We start from the raw sequence: 15,659 nt of genomic DNA on the forward strand, positions 1-15,659 counted from the left end.
TATGCCGCAGGAAGTTGCAGTACCAGTTCTCCACGTCAATGTCAAGAAGAAGACAGATGTCAAATCGGTCGATGTGGATATTCTCGGAAAGCAGAGCCGTATCACACAGATGAGTCAGTCGGTGAAGTTCTACCAGACGGAAGAAGCAACGGACAAGGTCAAGGGCATAACTTTAAGACTAGGCTTCTATAACTCTGATGGTGAGATTATTTCAGATTCAGTCACCCTGACATTTGACAGCACCGACACAGACGCTCAGCAAAGAGAGCAGAAACATACATTCAAGTTCAAGAATATTATTTCAAAGTTGAATGGGCATACGGTAACTCTTAGGATGGAACGACAGTTGGAAAATACTGCCCAGTTCGCTTTTTATCGTGAGGAAGAATACAAAGTAAGTGTAATGTTTGGAGCCGAATGGTAATCTGGACGAATTAGATACAAAACTCAACAAATGCTATGGCAGTCAGGTTTAGCAAAGAAATATGAAAAATTTTCGAATGTTCTTTGCACAACCTGTGCCTGAAAAGCTTTGGAGTTCACTGATTATTTGTCTATTTTTGTTCATTGTGCTATCAAATATTTTTAGCAGATGTACAGAATCATACGCAAAGAGCAGTTAAGCACGGTCATCACCCTCTTTGAAGTGGAGGCTCCATTGCTCGCACGTGCTGCAAAACCGGGGCAGTTCCTCATTGTGAGGGCTCTGGAGGACAGCGAGAGAATACCTCTCACCGTCTGTGACTTCAATCCTGAAAAAGGCAGTGTTACAATTGTAATACAGACAATAGGCGCTTCAAGCAAGGAACTTTGCGCACTTGAGCAGGGAGATTATGTGTGCGATGTGGTAGGTCCTCTGGGCAAGCCTTCGGATTTTATGGAACAGCCTGTTGAGGAAGTTCGCGGAAAGAGTTTTGTCTTTCTTGCCGGAGGCCTTGGCACGGCACCTGTATATCCTCAAGCAAAATATCTGCATTCCATAGGAGCAAAGGTTGATGTCATCCTGGGAGCCAAGACAGAAAGTCTGGTAATTCTTGAAAAGGAGATGGCCGGCGTATGTGACAATCTGTATATTTGCACCGACGATGGTTCCAAGGGCTTCAAGGGTCTGGTTACAGGCAAACTTGAGGAACTTATAGGCTCGGGCCGCCACTATGACACGGCTGTGGCAATAGGCCCGATGATCATGATGAAGTTTGCTACCCTCAGTGCAAGGAAGTTCAATCTGCCTATAATCGTAAGCATGAACACACTTATGGTGGATGGAACCGGGATGTGCGGGGCCTGCAGGCTTACCGTTGACGGTCAGACAAAATTCGCCTGTGTAGATGGTCCTGAATTCGACGGTTACAAGGTTGATTTCGACGGGGCTATGAGAAGATTGGGAATCTATCGCAGTAAGGAAATGGAAGCGAATGAGGCATACGAGCAGGCAAAGGCTGCCCGTGACCACAAATGCAGAATCGGAATAGGAGAATAGGTCTATGGCTTTGAATATGAAAAGAGTGCCTGTAAGAGAGCAGGATCCGCTCGTGAGGGCTCATAATTTCGAGGAAGTAAGCTACGGGTACAACCAGCAGGAGGCACTTGCCGAAGCAAGCCGCTGCCTGAACTGCAAGAAGCCAATGTGCATGACCGCCTGCCCGGTTTCCGTGAAGATTCCTTTGTTCATAAGCAAGATTGTTGCAGGTGACATTGCCGCTGCGGCGGAGGTGATAGCCCAGGACAGTTCACTTCCTGCAATCTGTGGCAGGGTTTGCCCTCAGGAAACTCAGTGCGAAGGTTCCTGCATTCTTGGAAAGAAGGGTGAGGCTGTTGCAATCGGCCGTCTGGAGCGTTTTGTTGCAGACTGGTCACGTGAGCATTCCTTGAATGAAACTTGCAATGAGAACGGTGTGCCTGAGAGAAGTGGTGCCATGCAGCACGAGTGTGTTCGCAAAGAAGCACTTGAAACGGAACAGAATGATGCAGCGCAGAATAATTGCATAGCAGTGGGCAGGAAGAAGGTGGCCGTTGTTGGCAGCGGTCCAAGCGGACTTGCCTGCGCCAGCGACCTTGCAAAGCTTGGCTATGATGTGACAATTTATGAATCGCTGCACAAGGCAGGTGGCGTGCTGGTTTACGGAATCCCGGAATTCAGACTTCCAAAGGAGAAGGTTGTGGCAGCCGAGCTTGAGAACGTGAAGAAACTCGGCGTTGAGATAATCACTAATGTAGTTGTTGGCAAGACAGTTACAATGAACTGGCTGCGTGGGAATTACGATGCTATATTCCTTGGCCAGGGAGCAGGCCTGCCAAAGTTCAGCGGCATTCCCGGCGAGGATTTGAACGGCGTTTCATCGGCAAACGAGTTCCTTACCAGAAACAACCTGATGGGAGCGTTCAAGCCCGGCGCAAAGACTCCTATCATTGCAGGTGCCAGAGCTGTGGTCATTGGCGGCGGTAACGTTGCAATGGATGCGGCCAGAACAGCATTGCGTCTGGGAGCGGACGTAACCATTGTTTACAGACGCTCGATGGCCGAACTTCCTGCCCGTGCGGAGGAGGTTCATCACGCTCAGGAAGAGGGCGTTAAGTTCATGATGCTCATGGCTCCGGTTGAGGTCCTTGGCAATGAAAAGGGCTGGGTCCGTGCATTGCGCTGCCAGAAGATGGTTCTTGGCGAACCTGATGAGAGCGGCAGACGCAAACCTGTTCCTGTTGAGGGTGAATTCGTTGACATTGAAACAGACACAGTGATTTCTGCATTGGGTACATCTCCTAACAGACTCATATCCCTGGCAACTCCTGAACTTGAGGTCTCAAAGCGTGGAACCATTGTTGCCGACGAGAATCTTGCAACATCAATCCCGGGTGTTTATGCCGGTGGCGATGCGGTTACCGGTGCAGCAACCGTGATTCTTGCAATGGGCGCTGGACGCAAGGCGGCAGCCTCAATTCATCAGTATCTGCAAAATAAATAAGAAACTAACATTCAAATATAATAATGGCACAGAAACCAAGCATTCCAAAGGGGACGAGAGATTTTTCTCCGGAGCAGATGGCCGGAAGAAACTATATATTCGATACTATCAAGAGTGTATTCAAGAAATTCGGCTTCCAGCCTCTGGAAACTCCTTCAATGGAGAACCTTTCCACCTTGCTGGGCAAATACGGTGATGAAGGCGACAAGCTCCTTTTCAAGGTGCTGAATTCAGGCGATGCTTTTGCCGGCGTGGCTCCTGGCGAACTTTCAAACAGCAATGCACTTTCAATGAAGGTTTGCGAGAAGGGCCTAAGATATGACCTTACAGTACCGTTCGCACGCTATGTGGTTCAGCATCAGAATGAGATCTGTTTCCCTTTCAAGAGATATCAGATTCAGCCCGTATGGAGGGCCGACCGTCCTCAGAAGGGAAGATACAGGGAATTCTATCAGTGTGATGTTGATGTGATTGGCAGCCGTTCTCTTCTGAACGAACTCGAGCTTGTGCAGATAGTTGACGAAGTTTTCGGCAAACTTGGCATAAGGGTCTGCCTCAAGATAAACAACAGGAAAATCCTCGCCGGCCTGAGCCAGGTGATAGGTCATCCTGACAAGCTGGTTGATATTACCGTTGCCATTGACAAGATTGACAAGATAGGCCTTGATGCTGTAAAGGCGGAACTTGCGGAGCGCGGCATTGATGAGTCAGGCATAAGCACAATAGAGCCTGTGCTTCTTCTGAAAGGCACGAACGAGGAGAAACTTGCAAGGATGAAGGAGGTTCTGGCAGGCTCCGAAACAGGTCTGCTGGGAGTTTCCGAACTTGAGGAATTATTTACCCTGATAGCGCATGCGGATATCCATCAGCAGGTTGAAATAGACCTCAGCCTGGCACGTGGCCTCAATTACTATACTGGCGCCATCTTTGAGGTGAAGGCTCTTGACTGGGAGATGGGAAGTATCTGCGGCGGTGGCCGTTACGATGACCTTACAGGCATATTTGGCCTGCCTGGTACAAGCGGAGTGGGCATTTCGTTCGGTGCGGACAGAATCTATGATGTGCTTGGCGGTCTGAATCTTTTCCCTAGCGGTGCAATCCAGGGCACCAAGGTACTGTTCAGCAACATGGGCAGGGAGGAGATGTTGTATACCATCGCTCTGGTGGAGAAATTGAGAAAGGAGGGTACAGCCTGCGAGATTTATCCTGAAAGTGCAAAGATGCGCAAGCAGATAGATTATGCTGTGAAGAAGAACATCCCTTACTTTGTGATAATAGGTGGAGATGAGATGGCTTCCGGCAATGTGATGCTCAAGAATCTGGCAACTGGCGAGCAGGTTCAGGTGCCTGTGGCGGAACTCTCCGGAAAACTTAAGTGAATTGAATGATAATTCTTGAAAAAATAAAAATAACGATATGGATAAAGTGAGTTATGCACTTGGCCTGAACATTGGCCAGCAGTTGAAACAGATGGGCTTGGGAAGCTCGTTTTCAGTAAATGATTTTTCAGAGGCCGTTGCCGATATGATGGGAGGCAGGGCACCGAAGATGAACTCGTTCGAGGCTCAGAGCGTGCTTGAGGCCTTCTTCAATGAACTTGAACAGAGGCAGGCGGCAGAGGCTGCTGAGAAGGGCAAGGTTGCAAGAGTCGAAGGCGAGAATTTCCTCAAGGAGAACGCCAATAAACCAGGTGTTACCGTTACGGCAAGCGGTCTTCAGTACATTGTCCTTGCTCAGGGCTCAGGCAGGAAGCCTAAGGCAAGCGATACGGTAAGATGCCATTATGAGGGAAGACTCATTGATGGAACAGTGTTCGATTCATCATACAGAAGGAACTCCCCTGCGGATTTCGGTCTGAATCAGGTGATCAAGGGCTGGACAGAGGGTGTGCAGCTCATGAGCGAGGGCGCCAAGTACCGTTTCTTCATACCGTACAATCTTGCATACGGAGAAATGGGCGCCGGCAGCAACATTCCGCCTTACGCAGCGTTGATTTTTGACGTTGAACTTATCAAAGTTCTGACACTTTGATAAGTATGAAGTTTCGGACAATAGAAAGAATCACATTGATCGCCCGCTTTCTGGGGGTGTTGTTCATGATATACTCGATGACATGCGACAGTATCTAGTTCTCAAGTGAGATGCCGCATCTTGCCATATCAACCTTGCCGGTTCCTTCCGTAAAAGTTACGCCTTCGGCTGCCAGACGTTCTTTCTGTTTCTCGGGACCGCCGAAGGCATACCCGCATGCCAGACTGCCATCCGAGCATACTACCCTGTGACATGGAACCAGAACTGGATCGGTATTGAGATGAAGTGCGTTCCCTACAGCCCTTGCCGCCCCGGCGAATCCCGCCAGCTGCGCCACCTGAGCATAAGTTCCCACTTTTCCTTCCGGTATCATTGACACGGCGTGGAAGACCTTTTCTGTGAAATTTTCAGCCATTATTGGATAACCCCATATTCAAGAATGGTATCGGAGGCGAGATCAACTCTGTCATTCCAGAAAATACAAGTTCTGCTGGAATCGAGCTGTGCATTCTGGAACAGACCATATTCCGTTTCAAGGACCTTGAAATCATTCAAAGTCCTGATATCATCCTTTACATCATACAGAACCTTTACTCCATTGTCAAAGCAGACTTGGAGCATATAGTCCTGTAATGGACGAATTGATTTTATGTGCGGTATCATTACTTCAAAGGATCAAGTTTGGTAATTACTTGAGTATCCCACATTTGGATAAGACTTTTGTAATTGTCTTTTAACCATTCTTTTACGAGATCCTGTGCTTTCTGTGGAAGGTCGCCGTCAATCATTTCGAAAGAATGGATGTCAAATATGCCTACATATTCGTTGTAAATTGCGTGAATATGTGCCGGCTCATGTTCCTTCGGCTTGAAGAACATCTTTATTATTATTCCGTAGAATCTACAAATCTCAGGCATATTTTGATATAAATTTCTGCAAATATAAAGAAAAAACCGAAAGATTTTTCTTTCGGTTTTTTCTTTGTAGCGGAGGGAGGACTCGAACCTCCGACCTCCGGGTTATGAGCCCGACGAGCTACCAACTGCTCTACTCCGCGATGTTGTAAATGCAAAGGTACTACTTTTTTTGAGAAAAACAATCTTTATGTTCAAAGTTTTTCTAATTTTGCCGTCCGATGTGTGTGAATTCTGGCGGAACGTCTGTGAATCTCTTGTTTTGCAAAGGATTCAGACCTGCTTTCCGCGAACTCGGAATCTGTGCATATTTATTTGACTAACAGCAAATTATGATTTTTAATTTTTCGCATAGGGCTTTGGCTGCGGCCAAGTCTGCTCTTCCGAATGCAATAAAGACCAGCATTTGGGTAGTTAAGATAACCTTGGCAGTTTCCTTTGCCATACTTTTTCTCAAATATTTCAATATTGTGCCCTGGATAAACCGTTATGCATCCCCGGTGTTCTGTAATATCGGTCTTCCGGGCGAGGCCTCGCTTGCTTTTCTTTCCGGATATTTCACAAATGTCTATACAGCCATTGCAGTAGCCGTTTCGTTGGATCTGGATCCAAGGACAATGACAATCCTTGGTGTCATGGCTCTCTGCGCCCATAATATGATAACCGAAACGCTGGTTCAGAAGAAGACCGGGACCAACGCCTTGTGGATAGTGTTCGTAAGAACTGTCGCTGCATTTGTCCTTGCCGCCGTGCTTAACCTGATTATGGGCGGTGAAGTGGTTTCAAATGTTGTGCACAACACCGGACAGCAGCAGCTTGAGTTCCTGCCTTTGCTCAAGGAGTGGGTGATTACCTCGTTCTGGCTCGTCCTGAAGATGGTTTCTCTTATCATTTCTCTTTCAATACTTCAGAAACTGCTCAATGAATTCGGTATCATAGCCGCTCTGTCAAAGGTTCTCGGACCGCTGATGGCTTTCTTCGGCCTTGGCCGCAAAACATCTTTCCTGTGGATTGTTGCCAATACCCTGGGGCTTGCATATGGTGCGGCAATAATGATAGATGAAGCTCAGAACGGAAATATAAGTAAACGGGACATTGATTTTCTGAATACCCACATCTGTTCATCACACAGCAATCTGGAGGACCTTTTTCTTGTATCTTCAATAGGAGCCATCTGGTGGATTGTCCTCCTTTCGCGCTGGTGCTTCTCCTTTGCCATAGTGTGGCTTCTCCGTGCCTATTACTTCATAAAGGATAAAAAAACCGCATCAGCGGCCTAGCGGAGGGCGCATTTTTTTCTCAAAGCGTGGGATCATGCGTAAAATCCTGTGTTCAGGCATAAATAGTCTGGTTCACGAAGAATTATGATTGACTTGTGGCACGAAGATGCATGAAATTAGGCAGTCCGGCGGCCAGTCAGCAGCGGTACAGAGTGCATCCTGCATATAAACCTGCGAACAAGAAAAACACCTGTCCATGTAAGTCCGTCAAGAATGCGCTGTGACAGCGGACACTTGGACAGGTCTCACCGGAAAGGGCACACCTGTCCACCAAAGCCTTGCAGGAATGCACTCAGGCGAAGTTCCCATGGACAGGTCTTTTTCGGGCAGTGATGCAAGGCGCGAACTATTCGCTAAACCAAAAATCACCGTCCACGTTTATTGGCCTATAATGGTCTTGCGAAGCGGATTGGCGTGGATGGTGAGGCGAAATTGCTTCATCATCCACGCATTCCATAGCCAGAGTGTGGTGTGGCGCAATCAGGCGTGGACGGTGATTTTCGGTTTATGCTGCGCCTTGTACTCTGTCACTTGCCTGAACTGCACACAGGGCTTTACGCATGGCCCAAAACGTGACCAAACAAGGAAAACTGCGTAAATGGGCACATTTTTGAGAAAAACGCGCCCAAATGGATGCCGAAAAGGAAAAATGGCCACGAAATTGGTGAAAATGTGGCCGAATAGCGGCAGGTCACTGGAATATGAAAAATCTTCGCCAAGGAAAGGCGGAGTTTTTCAGATGAAGTGACTGCCGCAGTCAAACGGAAGAATGCACGACTGCCGTATTCAGGCAGAAAATAACGAACATTGAGTGAATTTTGCCAAAGTGGTACACGCTAGGTAGCCTCAGAGTGCGATACAAGAGGGATGGATGATAACAGACCCCTCAATTTTGGTGGGTTGGTACTCGCTCACCCTTATCAGAACGCACTCCAGTGGGGCGCATGAAAACGGCTTTTATTATTCATCGCAAAATATAGTCGGAACAGAACATTCCGGTTAAGAAAAACTCGCTTGCAAATCTGCACTTTGCGTGTTAAATTTGCAGGTTATTTATAGTCATTGGCTTTCGGCGGATATCTTGCACGGTTTTTGCAGTGCGGAAGGACAAACAAAGCCGGGCTTTTGAAACCCAAATAGAAACACCATGGAAAACGGGGTAGTTGATTGTCTTATAATTGGTAGTGGCCCTGCAGGGTACACTGCCGCCATTTATGCAGCAAGGGCAGGGCGCAAGCCTGTAATGTATTGCGGTCCGCTTCCGGGCGGCCAGCTCACAACAACTACTGAAATCGAGAATTTCCCCGGTTATCCCAACGGCGTTACCGGAACCGCTCTTATGGAGGACCTCAAGGCACAGGCTCTCAGGTTCGGCACGGACATAAGGAACGGCAGGGTGGTAAAGGTGGATTTCTCGCAGAGGCCATTCACCATCGCTGTGGAAAATGGCGAGGAAATAAAGGCTGCGGGAGTGATAATCTGCACCGGAGCCAGCGCAAAGTACCTGGGCCTGTCTGGTGAAAGGAAGTTCAGGGGTATGGGAGTTTCTGCATGTGCCACTTGCGATGGTTTTTTCTACAGAAGAAGGGTTGTTGCAGTGGTGGGTGGAGGCGACACAGCCTGCGAGGAGGCTTCCTATCTGGCCGGAATCTGCAGGAAGGTGTATATGATTGTACGCAGGGATGAGTTCAGGGCGAGCGCCGCAATGGTTGATAAGGTGAAATCCTGCCAGAACATAGAGATTCTCTGGAATACCAACACTGAGGAGATTCTTGGAGACGAGGCCGGCGTTACAGGTGCATCGCTCGTGAACAACAGGAACGGGGAGAAGTTCACAATTGATATCGATGGATTCTTCCTTGCAATCGGCCATCACCCGAATTCCGAACTCTTCAAGGAGTGGCTGGATACCGATTCACAAGGGTATATAATTACAGAAGGCAAGTCCTGCAAAACAAATGTGCCCGGTGTTTTCGCCGCCGGTGACGTTCAGGACCCACATTACAGACAAGGTATTGTGGCTGCGGCTTCAGGATGCATGGCAGCTATGGAACTTGACAAATTTTTGAAAAGATGAGAAGCTTTAAGGTTGCATTGATACTTTTTGCAAGCGGATTGCTGTTCGCTTCATGTTCTTCCAACTATGAGAAGATTCTTGCCGGTTCGGATTATGAATTGAAGTACAAGGAAGCTTTCAAATATTACAACAATGGTAAATACAAGAGGTCCGCAGAACTTTTTGAAAGTCTGATAATGCCAATGAGCGGTATGCCGCAGGAGGATACGGTTCATTTCTTCACAGGTATGTCAAACTATAAGAGGCAGGATTACGTCACGGCCGAGAGCAACTTCGAGAGATTCATCCAGGTGTTTCCCAGAAGTCCGTTCACGGAGGAGGCAACATACCTCAGATGTCATTCGCTTTATGAAAAGACCTTGAGGTACGAACTTGATCAGGTCCCAACCAGGAAGGCTCTCGTTGCAATAGGGGAGTTCCTGCGTGACTATCCGCTCAGTTCATATCGTACAACCTGCGAGATCATGCAGGATGACCTGTTCGAGAGGCTGGACAGGAAAGCGTATGAATCAGCAAGGCTATATTACAAGATGGAGGACTATCTTGCCGCACACTATGCGCTCAAGAATGTGTTGAGGGACAATGCGGATAACCGTTACAGAACGGATATTCTTTACTATACAGCCGTTTCAGCATATAAGTACGCCCAACATTCAGTGCGTGACAAGCAGAAGGAAAGGTATCTCACATTCATAGATGACTATTACAATTTCATAAGCGAGGAGGCTTCTTCATCGAGAAGGTCCTTCCTCGACGGCTATTATCAGAAAGCCATGAGATATACCAAGGGCAATGACAATGCAGATTATGAAGAGGGCGTTGCTTCCGAGAAGAACATGACAAGAGAACAGCGCAGAAAGGCCAAACTGGCAGCCAAGGAGGTGAAGAGAGCCGAAGCTCTGCTCAAGGCAGCCGAGAAGAAAACTCAGGCCGAGAACGAGAAGAAGGAACGCAGGTCAAGGGACAAGGTGAAGGCACAGAACAAGGAAAACATCAAATAGAGAATATTTTAAACAACAATAAAATGATAGAGAATAACATTAGCAAAGTTCCGGACAATACTATCACACGTGATATGTGTGATTTTGCCGCTCCTACAGGAAATTTGTATGAAACAACCGTAATCATATCCAAAAGGGCGAACCAGATTGCCGCCGAAATCAAGCAGGAGTTGAATGCCAAGCTTGAAGAGTTCTCGAATTATGCCGATACGCTTGAGGAGACATTCGAGAACAAGGAGCAGATAGAGATTTCCCGTCACTACGAGAAGCTTCCTAAACCTGGTCTCATTGCAACAAAAGAATTCGAGAACGGAGAGATTTATTACAGGGTGATAGAGAAGAACTAAGGTGCTCAGCCATCTGTCCATACAGAATTATGCTCTCATAGAGCATTTGGAGATTGATTTTCCAGCCGGACTTGTTATCATTACAGGTGAAACAGGCGCTGGAAAATCTATTCTTTTGGGAGCTCTTTCACTGCTGATGGGTTCAAAATTCGACTCATCGCATATCAAGGACGCTTCCAGAAACTGTGTGGTGGAGGGAGAGTTCACTCTTGGTGAGGAGCAGCTCATAGTAAGGCGCGTGATATCCGCCGCAGGACGTTCAAGGTGCTTTGTGAACGATGAGCCTGTTACCATTGGCTATCTTGCCGGACTTGGTTCGAAACTCATAGACATACACGCCCAGCACCAGCATCTGCTTCTGTGCTCTCCCGAGTTTCAGATGAATCTCCTTGACCTGCATGCTTCGAATTCAGAGCTGCGCGCTTCGTATTCAGAGCTGTACAATGAACTTGACAGCAAGAGCAGCCAGCTGGCTGAACTTGAGGACAGGATAGCGGCTGCGCTCAGGGACAGGGATTACAATGAATTCCAGTACTCGAAACTTGCAGATGCCAATCTCAAGGCTGGAGAGCTTGAAGAACTTGAGCAGGAGCAGAATCTGCTTGCCAACGCCGAGAGCATAAGGCTGGCAATAGAGCAGGCGGTTGAATTGCTCAACCCTATGGGCACGTCCTTTGTTCAGAATCTGAAGCAGGCGGCGGCCAGGCTGGAAAAGCAGGGTGATGCCATGCCTGTTCTTGCCGGGATGGCCGGGAGGCTTGAATCCTGCAGGATTGAATGCAAGGACATAGAACAGGAACTTGAAGATGCGCTTGAACGTTGCAACGCAGACCCTGCAAGGCTTGAGCGGATTGACGGCCGGATAGCCGCTCTGGAGGATCTGATGAGAAGATTCTCCTGCAGCACTGTAGAGGAACTTATTGTAAAAAGGGATGAACTGTGCAGGATGGTGAGCTCTTCCGATGATTTGGAACAGGAGCGCACCGCACTGCTTTCTTCAATGGCTTCCCTTGAGAGCAGGCTCAAGGAAAAAGGACGAGAGCTGTCCGCTTCAAGGCGGAAGGCAGCGTCCGAACTTGGAGAGCTCCTGTCTGAAAATATCCGTTCATTGGAACTTCCGTTCGCTCAGTTCGCAATAGAAGTGGTTCCTGCCGAAAGCTACGGGAAAACGGGCTGTGACAGGATAAGTTTCATGTTCAACGCCAACAAGGGTGGACAATTGGTGGATATATCCAAGGTTGCTTCAGGCGGTGAACTTTCACGCGTAATGCTTTGCGTCAAATACATAATGGCATCATATACAGGAATGCCTACCATGATTTTCGACGAGATAGACACCGGAGTTTCGGGCCGTGCCGCCGATAAGATGGGAAAGCTCATATACGATCTGGGCAGGAGGATGCAGGTGATTGCCATTACGCATCTTCCTCAGATCGCATCAAAGGGGAACACCCATTATCAGGTTTACAAGACACAGGATTCGGAGAATTCCAGAACAAATATACGTCTGCTGGATGAAGAGCAGAGAATAGAAGAAATAGCTTCAATGCTGAGCGGGTCAACGCGCAGCGCTGCGGCATACGAGAATGCAAAATATTTATTAAACAACAAGTGATATATTATGAGATTAATTATTGAGGAGACCTACTCAGGTGTTTCTTGCTGGGCAGCCTCTTATATTGCAAAGAAGATCAACGACTTCAATCCTACACCGGAGAAGCCTTTCGTTCTTGGCCTTCCTACCGGTTCAACCCCTCTTGGTACATACAAGGAACTCATCAAGCTGCACAAGGCAGGCAAGGTTTCTTTCCAGAATGTTGTAACCTTCAATATGGACGAGTACGTTGGCATACCTGAGGACCACCCTGAGAGCTATCACTCATTCATGTGGAACAATTTCTTCAAATACATTGATATAAAGAAGGAGAACGTGAATATCCTCAATGGTAACGCACCAGATCTTCAGGCAGAGTGCGATTCATACGAGGCAAAGATCAAGTCATACGGTGGAATAGACCTCTTCATGGGCGGCATAGGCCCCGACGGTCACATTGCATTCAACGAGCCTGGCTCTTCATTGTCTTCAAGAACCAGAGTCAAATCACTCACAACAGACACAATCATTGCCAATTCAAGATTCTTTGACAACGATATCAACAAGGTTCCGAAGACAGCTCTTACAGTAGGCGTAGGCACAATCACAGACGCCAAGGAAGTGCTTATCCTTGTAAACGGTCACAACAAGGCACGTGCATTGTATCATGCAGTGGAGGGAGCGGTGAACCATATGTGGACAATCAGCATCCTTCAGATGCATCCTAAAGGAATCATCGTTTGCGACGATGCTGCGACAGTTGAATTGAAGGTTGGTACAGTGATGTACTACAAGGACATTGAGAAATCTAATCTTCACCCGGAGATACTACTCTAAGATCCGGCTCGTACAATATTACCCTGACAGCGTTGTTCTCGAAACCGCTGCCGGGGTTTTTTCTTGCAAAACTGTATCTGGCGTTAAGGGGCCTGATCCTGAAGGATGAATCCTCCTGAGGGAAACTCTCCGCTTCGTTGATGAAGCTTGAACCGTACTTCTTTCCGTACCATACAAAGTATCTGGCAATGTCATAACCCTGCAGCACGTATGTGTTAGGCTCGCATCCGAACATGGCCCTGTATTCTGAAAGCAGCCTGGCCAGCTCTTCGTCCCCTGCATTGTAGTCGGTCCAGTACTGAAGAGGCATTGACATCTTGAGCTTGTGGTATGACAGTGCGTCTATGGTGTCGAAGTGTTTCCATTTAGGCAGGCCGAACAACTTGATATCCCTCTTTTCGGAGAGAATCACAAGATTCCTTACGGCATCGTTTACAAAGGCCTCGGAGTTGGAGGCAATGAAGAAGGAATGTTCTTTCAAAGTGTCAAGTGAAGAGGCTATCCTCCACTCCGCGCTTCTTCCCTGAAGAATGGTGTAGCCGAATTCCTGCCACTCAACGCCATATTCGCTGAGTTTGCTGCAGGTCTGTTCATAAAGCTTTTCGCTTGCACCCTGCTCGAACAGTATTATTGGTTTTGTGGCGCGTTCTCTGACGTCTTCACAGAACAATTCAATTGCCATGCTGTCCTGCTGGGCGGCTGACATTGCCACCTGCACCAGATTGCCATATTCCGGAACCAGTGCCGAAGCATTGGGATCAAAAGGAGAAACAAGAGGAATTCCTTTTTCCACCAGCAATGGCAGAACACTCTCTATCTCCTTCTTCCTTACGGGACCTATGATAATGTCATTGTCCACAAAGTCATCAGGCATCTGAAGCCCGCCTTCGGTGTTGTATTGGTTGGTGTCGTAAACGTTCAGGGTAACATTCATCAGCCCGTCCTCCTTCAGATGCTTCAATGCAAGGAGAAAGCCGCTGTAGAAATCCATGCAGGCTATCTGGTTGTTGTCTGCCGCTCTGTTTGATGTGAGGGTGAGAGCCAGGCCTATCGCCAGTGGAGTATCATCTACGAGAGGATTGCCATAAGCTCTGCTTACCGCTTTCATTTCAGGCTCAGCCTCAGTCTCAGTCTCGGGTTCAGTTCCAGCAACAGTTTCCGCTACCGTTAGCGCTGCTTGAACGCTTGTGTCACGGGATGCTGCAGGTTCTGCTGGCATCACATTTGCCGGGTGCTGTGAAACAGTGGAGGATTTTTTAGGAATATAGATCAGCGTACCGCGTTTCAGGCCTGCCCTGGCGCTTGGATTGATCTCGAGCAATTCCTGAAGGCTTATGCCGTAAGTCCTGCATATCTTGTTTACGGTATCGCCTTTCCTCACGGTGTGTGATATCAGTTCCATTGTCTGCTCCTGAGCACCAAGCTGTGCGAAGGACAGTATGGCTATCAGCAGTATGGCTATTCTTTTCATATCCTTGTGATGAATTTTTACAGATTGTTGTTGAATGCAAGAAGTTTGCCACAGAATGTTTCCCAGCTCAGTTTCTGCTTCTCCGCCTTTATGTTTGCTGTCAGAATGTTCCTCAAATCACTGGAGGAGAAGTATTCTTCAATGCTTGCGGCAACTGATTCAGGATCCGGATTCCTTGCCAGAAGCCCTGTTCCTGCATCGCCTATGAGTTCCTTCAGCCCACCAACGTCCGTTGTGATTAGCGGAGTCTCAAAATGATATGAAATTGAACTTATTCCACTCTGTGTGGCGCTTCTGTAAGGAAGCACGCATACATCCGCCGCACTGAAATATCTGCTCACCTCATAGTCCGGAATGTATTCCGTATTCAAATGGATGTTATCCTTGTTCGGCAGGGAGTCAATTATGTTCTGATATTTTTCAAAGCTGCCATAAGGCTCGCCTGCAATTATAAGATTGTAACCATTGCCAAGCCTGCCGAACGCCTCAAGCAGAATGTCAAGGCCTTTGTACTCCCTTATGAGGCCGAAGAACAGCAGGTTGCGGCCGTTTCTGTTCCTGATTCCAAGTTTGTCCATTGCTTCCTCTCTGGAAATCTTCTCCCCGAACTGTGAATAGAGCGGGTGAGGTGTCTGGAGATAGCGTGCTTCGGGCTTGAAGTCAAGCAGATCCTTTGTAACGGCAGAGCAGAGCGTTACGTATGCATCGTATGAGTTTAAATAGTATCTGGTGAGAGCTCTGTCAAAGAAGTGCTGTTCGTGCGGAATAACGTTGTCAAGTATTGCTATGCGCCTTGCATTACTGTTAAGGTGTCTTGCAACATAACCGAGTGAGGGAGCAAAATAGCTCATCCAGTATCTGGTTATGAACAGATCCGGAGCCCAATCCCTGATTTTTTTGGCCGTGCTGATGTATGTAAAAGGATTTGCCGTATCCAGACATCTTTCCGATGGTACTGGTACGGCATTGTCCTTTTCGGTGACCAATTGTGTTTTTCCCGGAAACAGAAACTGCGGGTACTGTCTGCTGAAATTGAAGGCCCTTACCTCATTGTTCTTGGAAAGTTCCTGAAAGATGCAGCTGTTGAACTGTGAAATACCTCCTCTGTATGGGTGAAAACAGGATAGTACAGCTATTTTCAAAT

16 protein-coding genes and 1 tRNA gene are annotated in these 15,659 nt (G+C 47.7%); 11 read left to right on the plus strand and 6 right to left on the minus strand.

The window, feature by feature from the left end:
• The 5 genes from AC06L3_RS02075 to AC06L3_RS02095 form a co-directional block, all read left to right on the plus strand.
• The coding region (locus AC06L3_RS02075; RefSeq protein ID WP_475668970.1) for a hypothetical protein at positions 1-424 on the plus strand (424 nt) is incomplete at its 5' end.
• A gap of 168 nt (positions 425-592) precedes the next feature.
• The gene (locus AC06L3_RS02080) at positions 593-1,480 is read left to right on the plus strand and encodes a sulfide/dihydroorotate dehydrogenase-like FAD/NAD-binding protein (protein ID WP_475668971.1); all 888 of its coding nucleotides are present in this window, start codon (positions 593-595) and stop codon (positions 1,478-1,480) included.
• Between the two features lie 4 nt (positions 1,481-1,484).
• Positions 1,485-2,963, plus strand: coding sequence for an NADPH-dependent glutamate synthase (gltA, locus tag AC06L3_RS02085; RefSeq protein ID WP_475668972.1), 1,479 nt, complete (start codon positions 1,485-1,487; stop codon positions 2,961-2,963).
• Positions 2,964-2,986: 23 nt separating this feature from the next.
• On the plus strand, positions 2,987-4,342 hold the full coding sequence (gene hisS, locus AC06L3_RS02090; RefSeq protein WP_475668973.1) for a histidine--tRNA ligase: 1,356 nt from the start codon (positions 2,987-2,989) through the stop codon (positions 4,340-4,342).
• Between the two features lie 37 nt (positions 4,343-4,379).
• Entirely contained in the window at positions 4,380-4,994 is a 615-nt protein-coding gene (locus AC06L3_RS02095; RefSeq protein ID WP_475668974.1) for an FKBP-type peptidyl-prolyl cis-trans isomerase, read from the plus strand.
• Between the two features lie 94 nt (positions 4,995-5,088).
• Here the strand turns inward: AC06L3_RS02095 and AC06L3_RS02100 are convergent, their stop codons facing one another.
• The 4 genes from AC06L3_RS02100 to AC06L3_RS02115 form a co-directional block, all read right to left on the minus strand.
• Positions 5,089-5,409 carry an MGMT family protein gene (locus AC06L3_RS02100; protein WP_475668975.1) on the minus strand — a complete coding sequence of 107 codons (321 nt, stop codon included), beginning with the start codon at positions 5,407-5,409 and terminating at the stop codon, positions 5,089-5,091.
• A complete protein-coding gene (locus tag AC06L3_RS02105) occupies positions 5,409-5,657 on the minus strand; it encodes a DUF2442 domain-containing protein (protein ID WP_475668976.1) in 249 nt (82 codons plus the stop codon). The genes AC06L3_RS02100 and AC06L3_RS02105 overlap by 1 nt, the downstream gene beginning before the upstream one ends.
• Entirely contained in the window at positions 5,657-5,911 is a 255-nt protein-coding gene (locus AC06L3_RS02110) for a DUF4160 domain-containing protein (RefSeq protein WP_475668977.1), read from the minus strand. Before AC06L3_RS02110 ends, AC06L3_RS02105 begins: the two co-directional genes overlap by 1 nt.
• 67 nt (positions 5,912-5,978) lie before the next feature.
• A tRNA-Met gene (locus AC06L3_RS02115) sits at positions 5,979-6,051 on the minus strand.
• 189 nt (positions 6,052-6,240) lie between these two features.
• Between AC06L3_RS02115 and AC06L3_RS02120 the strand changes: the two genes are divergently transcribed.
• From AC06L3_RS02120 to nagB, 6 genes are all read left to right on the plus strand, one after another.
• Positions 6,241-7,188 (plus strand): nucleoside recognition protein, encoded by a 948-nt coding sequence (locus tag AC06L3_RS02120; RefSeq protein WP_475668978.1) that lies wholly within the window; start codon positions 6,241-6,243, stop codon positions 7,186-7,188.
• Positions 7,189-8,335: 1,147 nt separating this feature from the next.
• Entirely contained in the window at positions 8,336-9,265 is a 930-nt protein-coding gene (trxB, locus tag AC06L3_RS02125; RefSeq protein ID WP_475668979.1) for a thioredoxin-disulfide reductase, read from the plus strand.
• Positions 9,262-10,266, plus strand: a complete 1,005-nt coding sequence (locus AC06L3_RS02130; protein WP_475668980.1) for an outer membrane protein assembly factor BamD — start codon at positions 9,262-9,264, stop codon at positions 10,264-10,266. The genes trxB and AC06L3_RS02130 overlap by 4 nt, the downstream gene beginning before the upstream one ends.
• Positions 10,267-10,289: 23 nt before the next feature.
• Positions 10,290-10,613, plus strand: coding sequence for a DNA-directed RNA polymerase subunit omega (locus AC06L3_RS02135; protein ID WP_475668981.1), 324 nt, complete (start codon positions 10,290-10,292; stop codon positions 10,611-10,613).
• Position 10,614: 1 nt separating this feature from the next.
• Positions 10,615-12,228 (plus strand): DNA repair protein RecN, encoded by a 1,614-nt coding sequence (recN, locus tag AC06L3_RS02140; protein WP_475668982.1) that lies wholly within the window; start codon positions 10,615-10,617, stop codon positions 12,226-12,228.
• Between the two features lie 6 nt (positions 12,229-12,234).
• Entirely contained in the window at positions 12,235-13,044 is an 810-nt protein-coding gene (nagB, locus tag AC06L3_RS02145; RefSeq protein WP_475668983.1) for a glucosamine-6-phosphate deaminase, read from the plus strand.
• Here the strand turns inward: nagB and AC06L3_RS02150 are convergent.
• Together AC06L3_RS02150 and AC06L3_RS02155 are read right to left on the minus strand one after the other, a co-directional pair.
• Positions 13,016-14,515, minus strand: coding sequence for an amino acid ABC transporter substrate-binding protein (locus AC06L3_RS02150; RefSeq protein WP_475668984.1), 1,500 nt, complete (start codon positions 14,513-14,515; stop codon positions 13,016-13,018). The two genes, nagB and AC06L3_RS02150, sit on opposite strands and share 29 nt — an antisense overlap.
• 17 nt (positions 14,516-14,532) lie before the next feature.
• A complete protein-coding gene (locus AC06L3_RS02155) occupies positions 14,533-15,657 on the minus strand; it encodes a glycosyltransferase (RefSeq protein WP_475668985.1) in 1,125 nt (374 codons plus the stop codon).
• Between the last annotated feature and the right edge of the window lie 2 nt (positions 15,658-15,659).

The sequence above is a fragment of the Candidatus Egerieousia sp. genome, assembly GCF_056211015.1.

Coding starts and splice junctions, on each gene's coding strand:
- AC06L3_RS02080 (WP_475668971.1), top strand. CDS start 593: ATGTACAGAATCATACGCAAAGAGCAGTTAAGCACGGTCATCACCCTC.
- gltA (WP_475668972.1), top strand. CDS start 1,485: ATGGCTTTGAATATGAAAAGAGTGCCTGTAAGAGAGCAGGATCCGCTC.
- hisS (WP_475668973.1), top strand. CDS start 2,987: ATGGCACAGAAACCAAGCATTCCAAAGGGGACGAGAGATTTTTCTCCG.
- AC06L3_RS02095 (WP_475668974.1), top strand. CDS start 4,380: ATGGATAAAGTGAGTTATGCACTTGGCCTGAACATTGGCCAGCAGTTG.
- AC06L3_RS02100 (WP_475668975.1), bottom strand. CDS start 5,409: ATGGCTGAAAATTTCACAGAAAAGGTCTTCCACGCCGTGTCAATGATA.
- AC06L3_RS02105 (WP_475668976.1), bottom strand. CDS start 5,657: ATGATACCGCACATAAAATCAATTCGTCCATTACAGGACTATATGCTC.
- AC06L3_RS02110 (WP_475668977.1), bottom strand. CDS start 5,911: ATGCCTGAGATTTGTAGATTCTACGGAATAATAATAAAGATGTTCTTC.
- AC06L3_RS02120 (WP_475668978.1), top strand. CDS start 6,241: ATGATTTTTAATTTTTCGCATAGGGCTTTGGCTGCGGCCAAGTCTGCT.
- trxB (WP_475668979.1), top strand. CDS start 8,336: ATGGAAAACGGGGTAGTTGATTGTCTTATAATTGGTAGTGGCCCTGCA.
- AC06L3_RS02130 (WP_475668980.1), top strand. CDS start 9,262: ATGAGAAGCTTTAAGGTTGCATTGATACTTTTTGCAAGCGGATTGCTG.
- AC06L3_RS02135 (WP_475668981.1), top strand. CDS start 10,290: ATGATAGAGAATAACATTAGCAAAGTTCCGGACAATACTATCACACGT.
- nagB (WP_475668983.1), top strand. CDS start 12,235: ATGAGATTAATTATTGAGGAGACCTACTCAGGTGTTTCTTGCTGGGCA.
- AC06L3_RS02150 (WP_475668984.1), bottom strand. CDS start 14,515: ATGAAAAGAATAGCCATACTGCTGATAGCCATACTGTCCTTCGCACAG.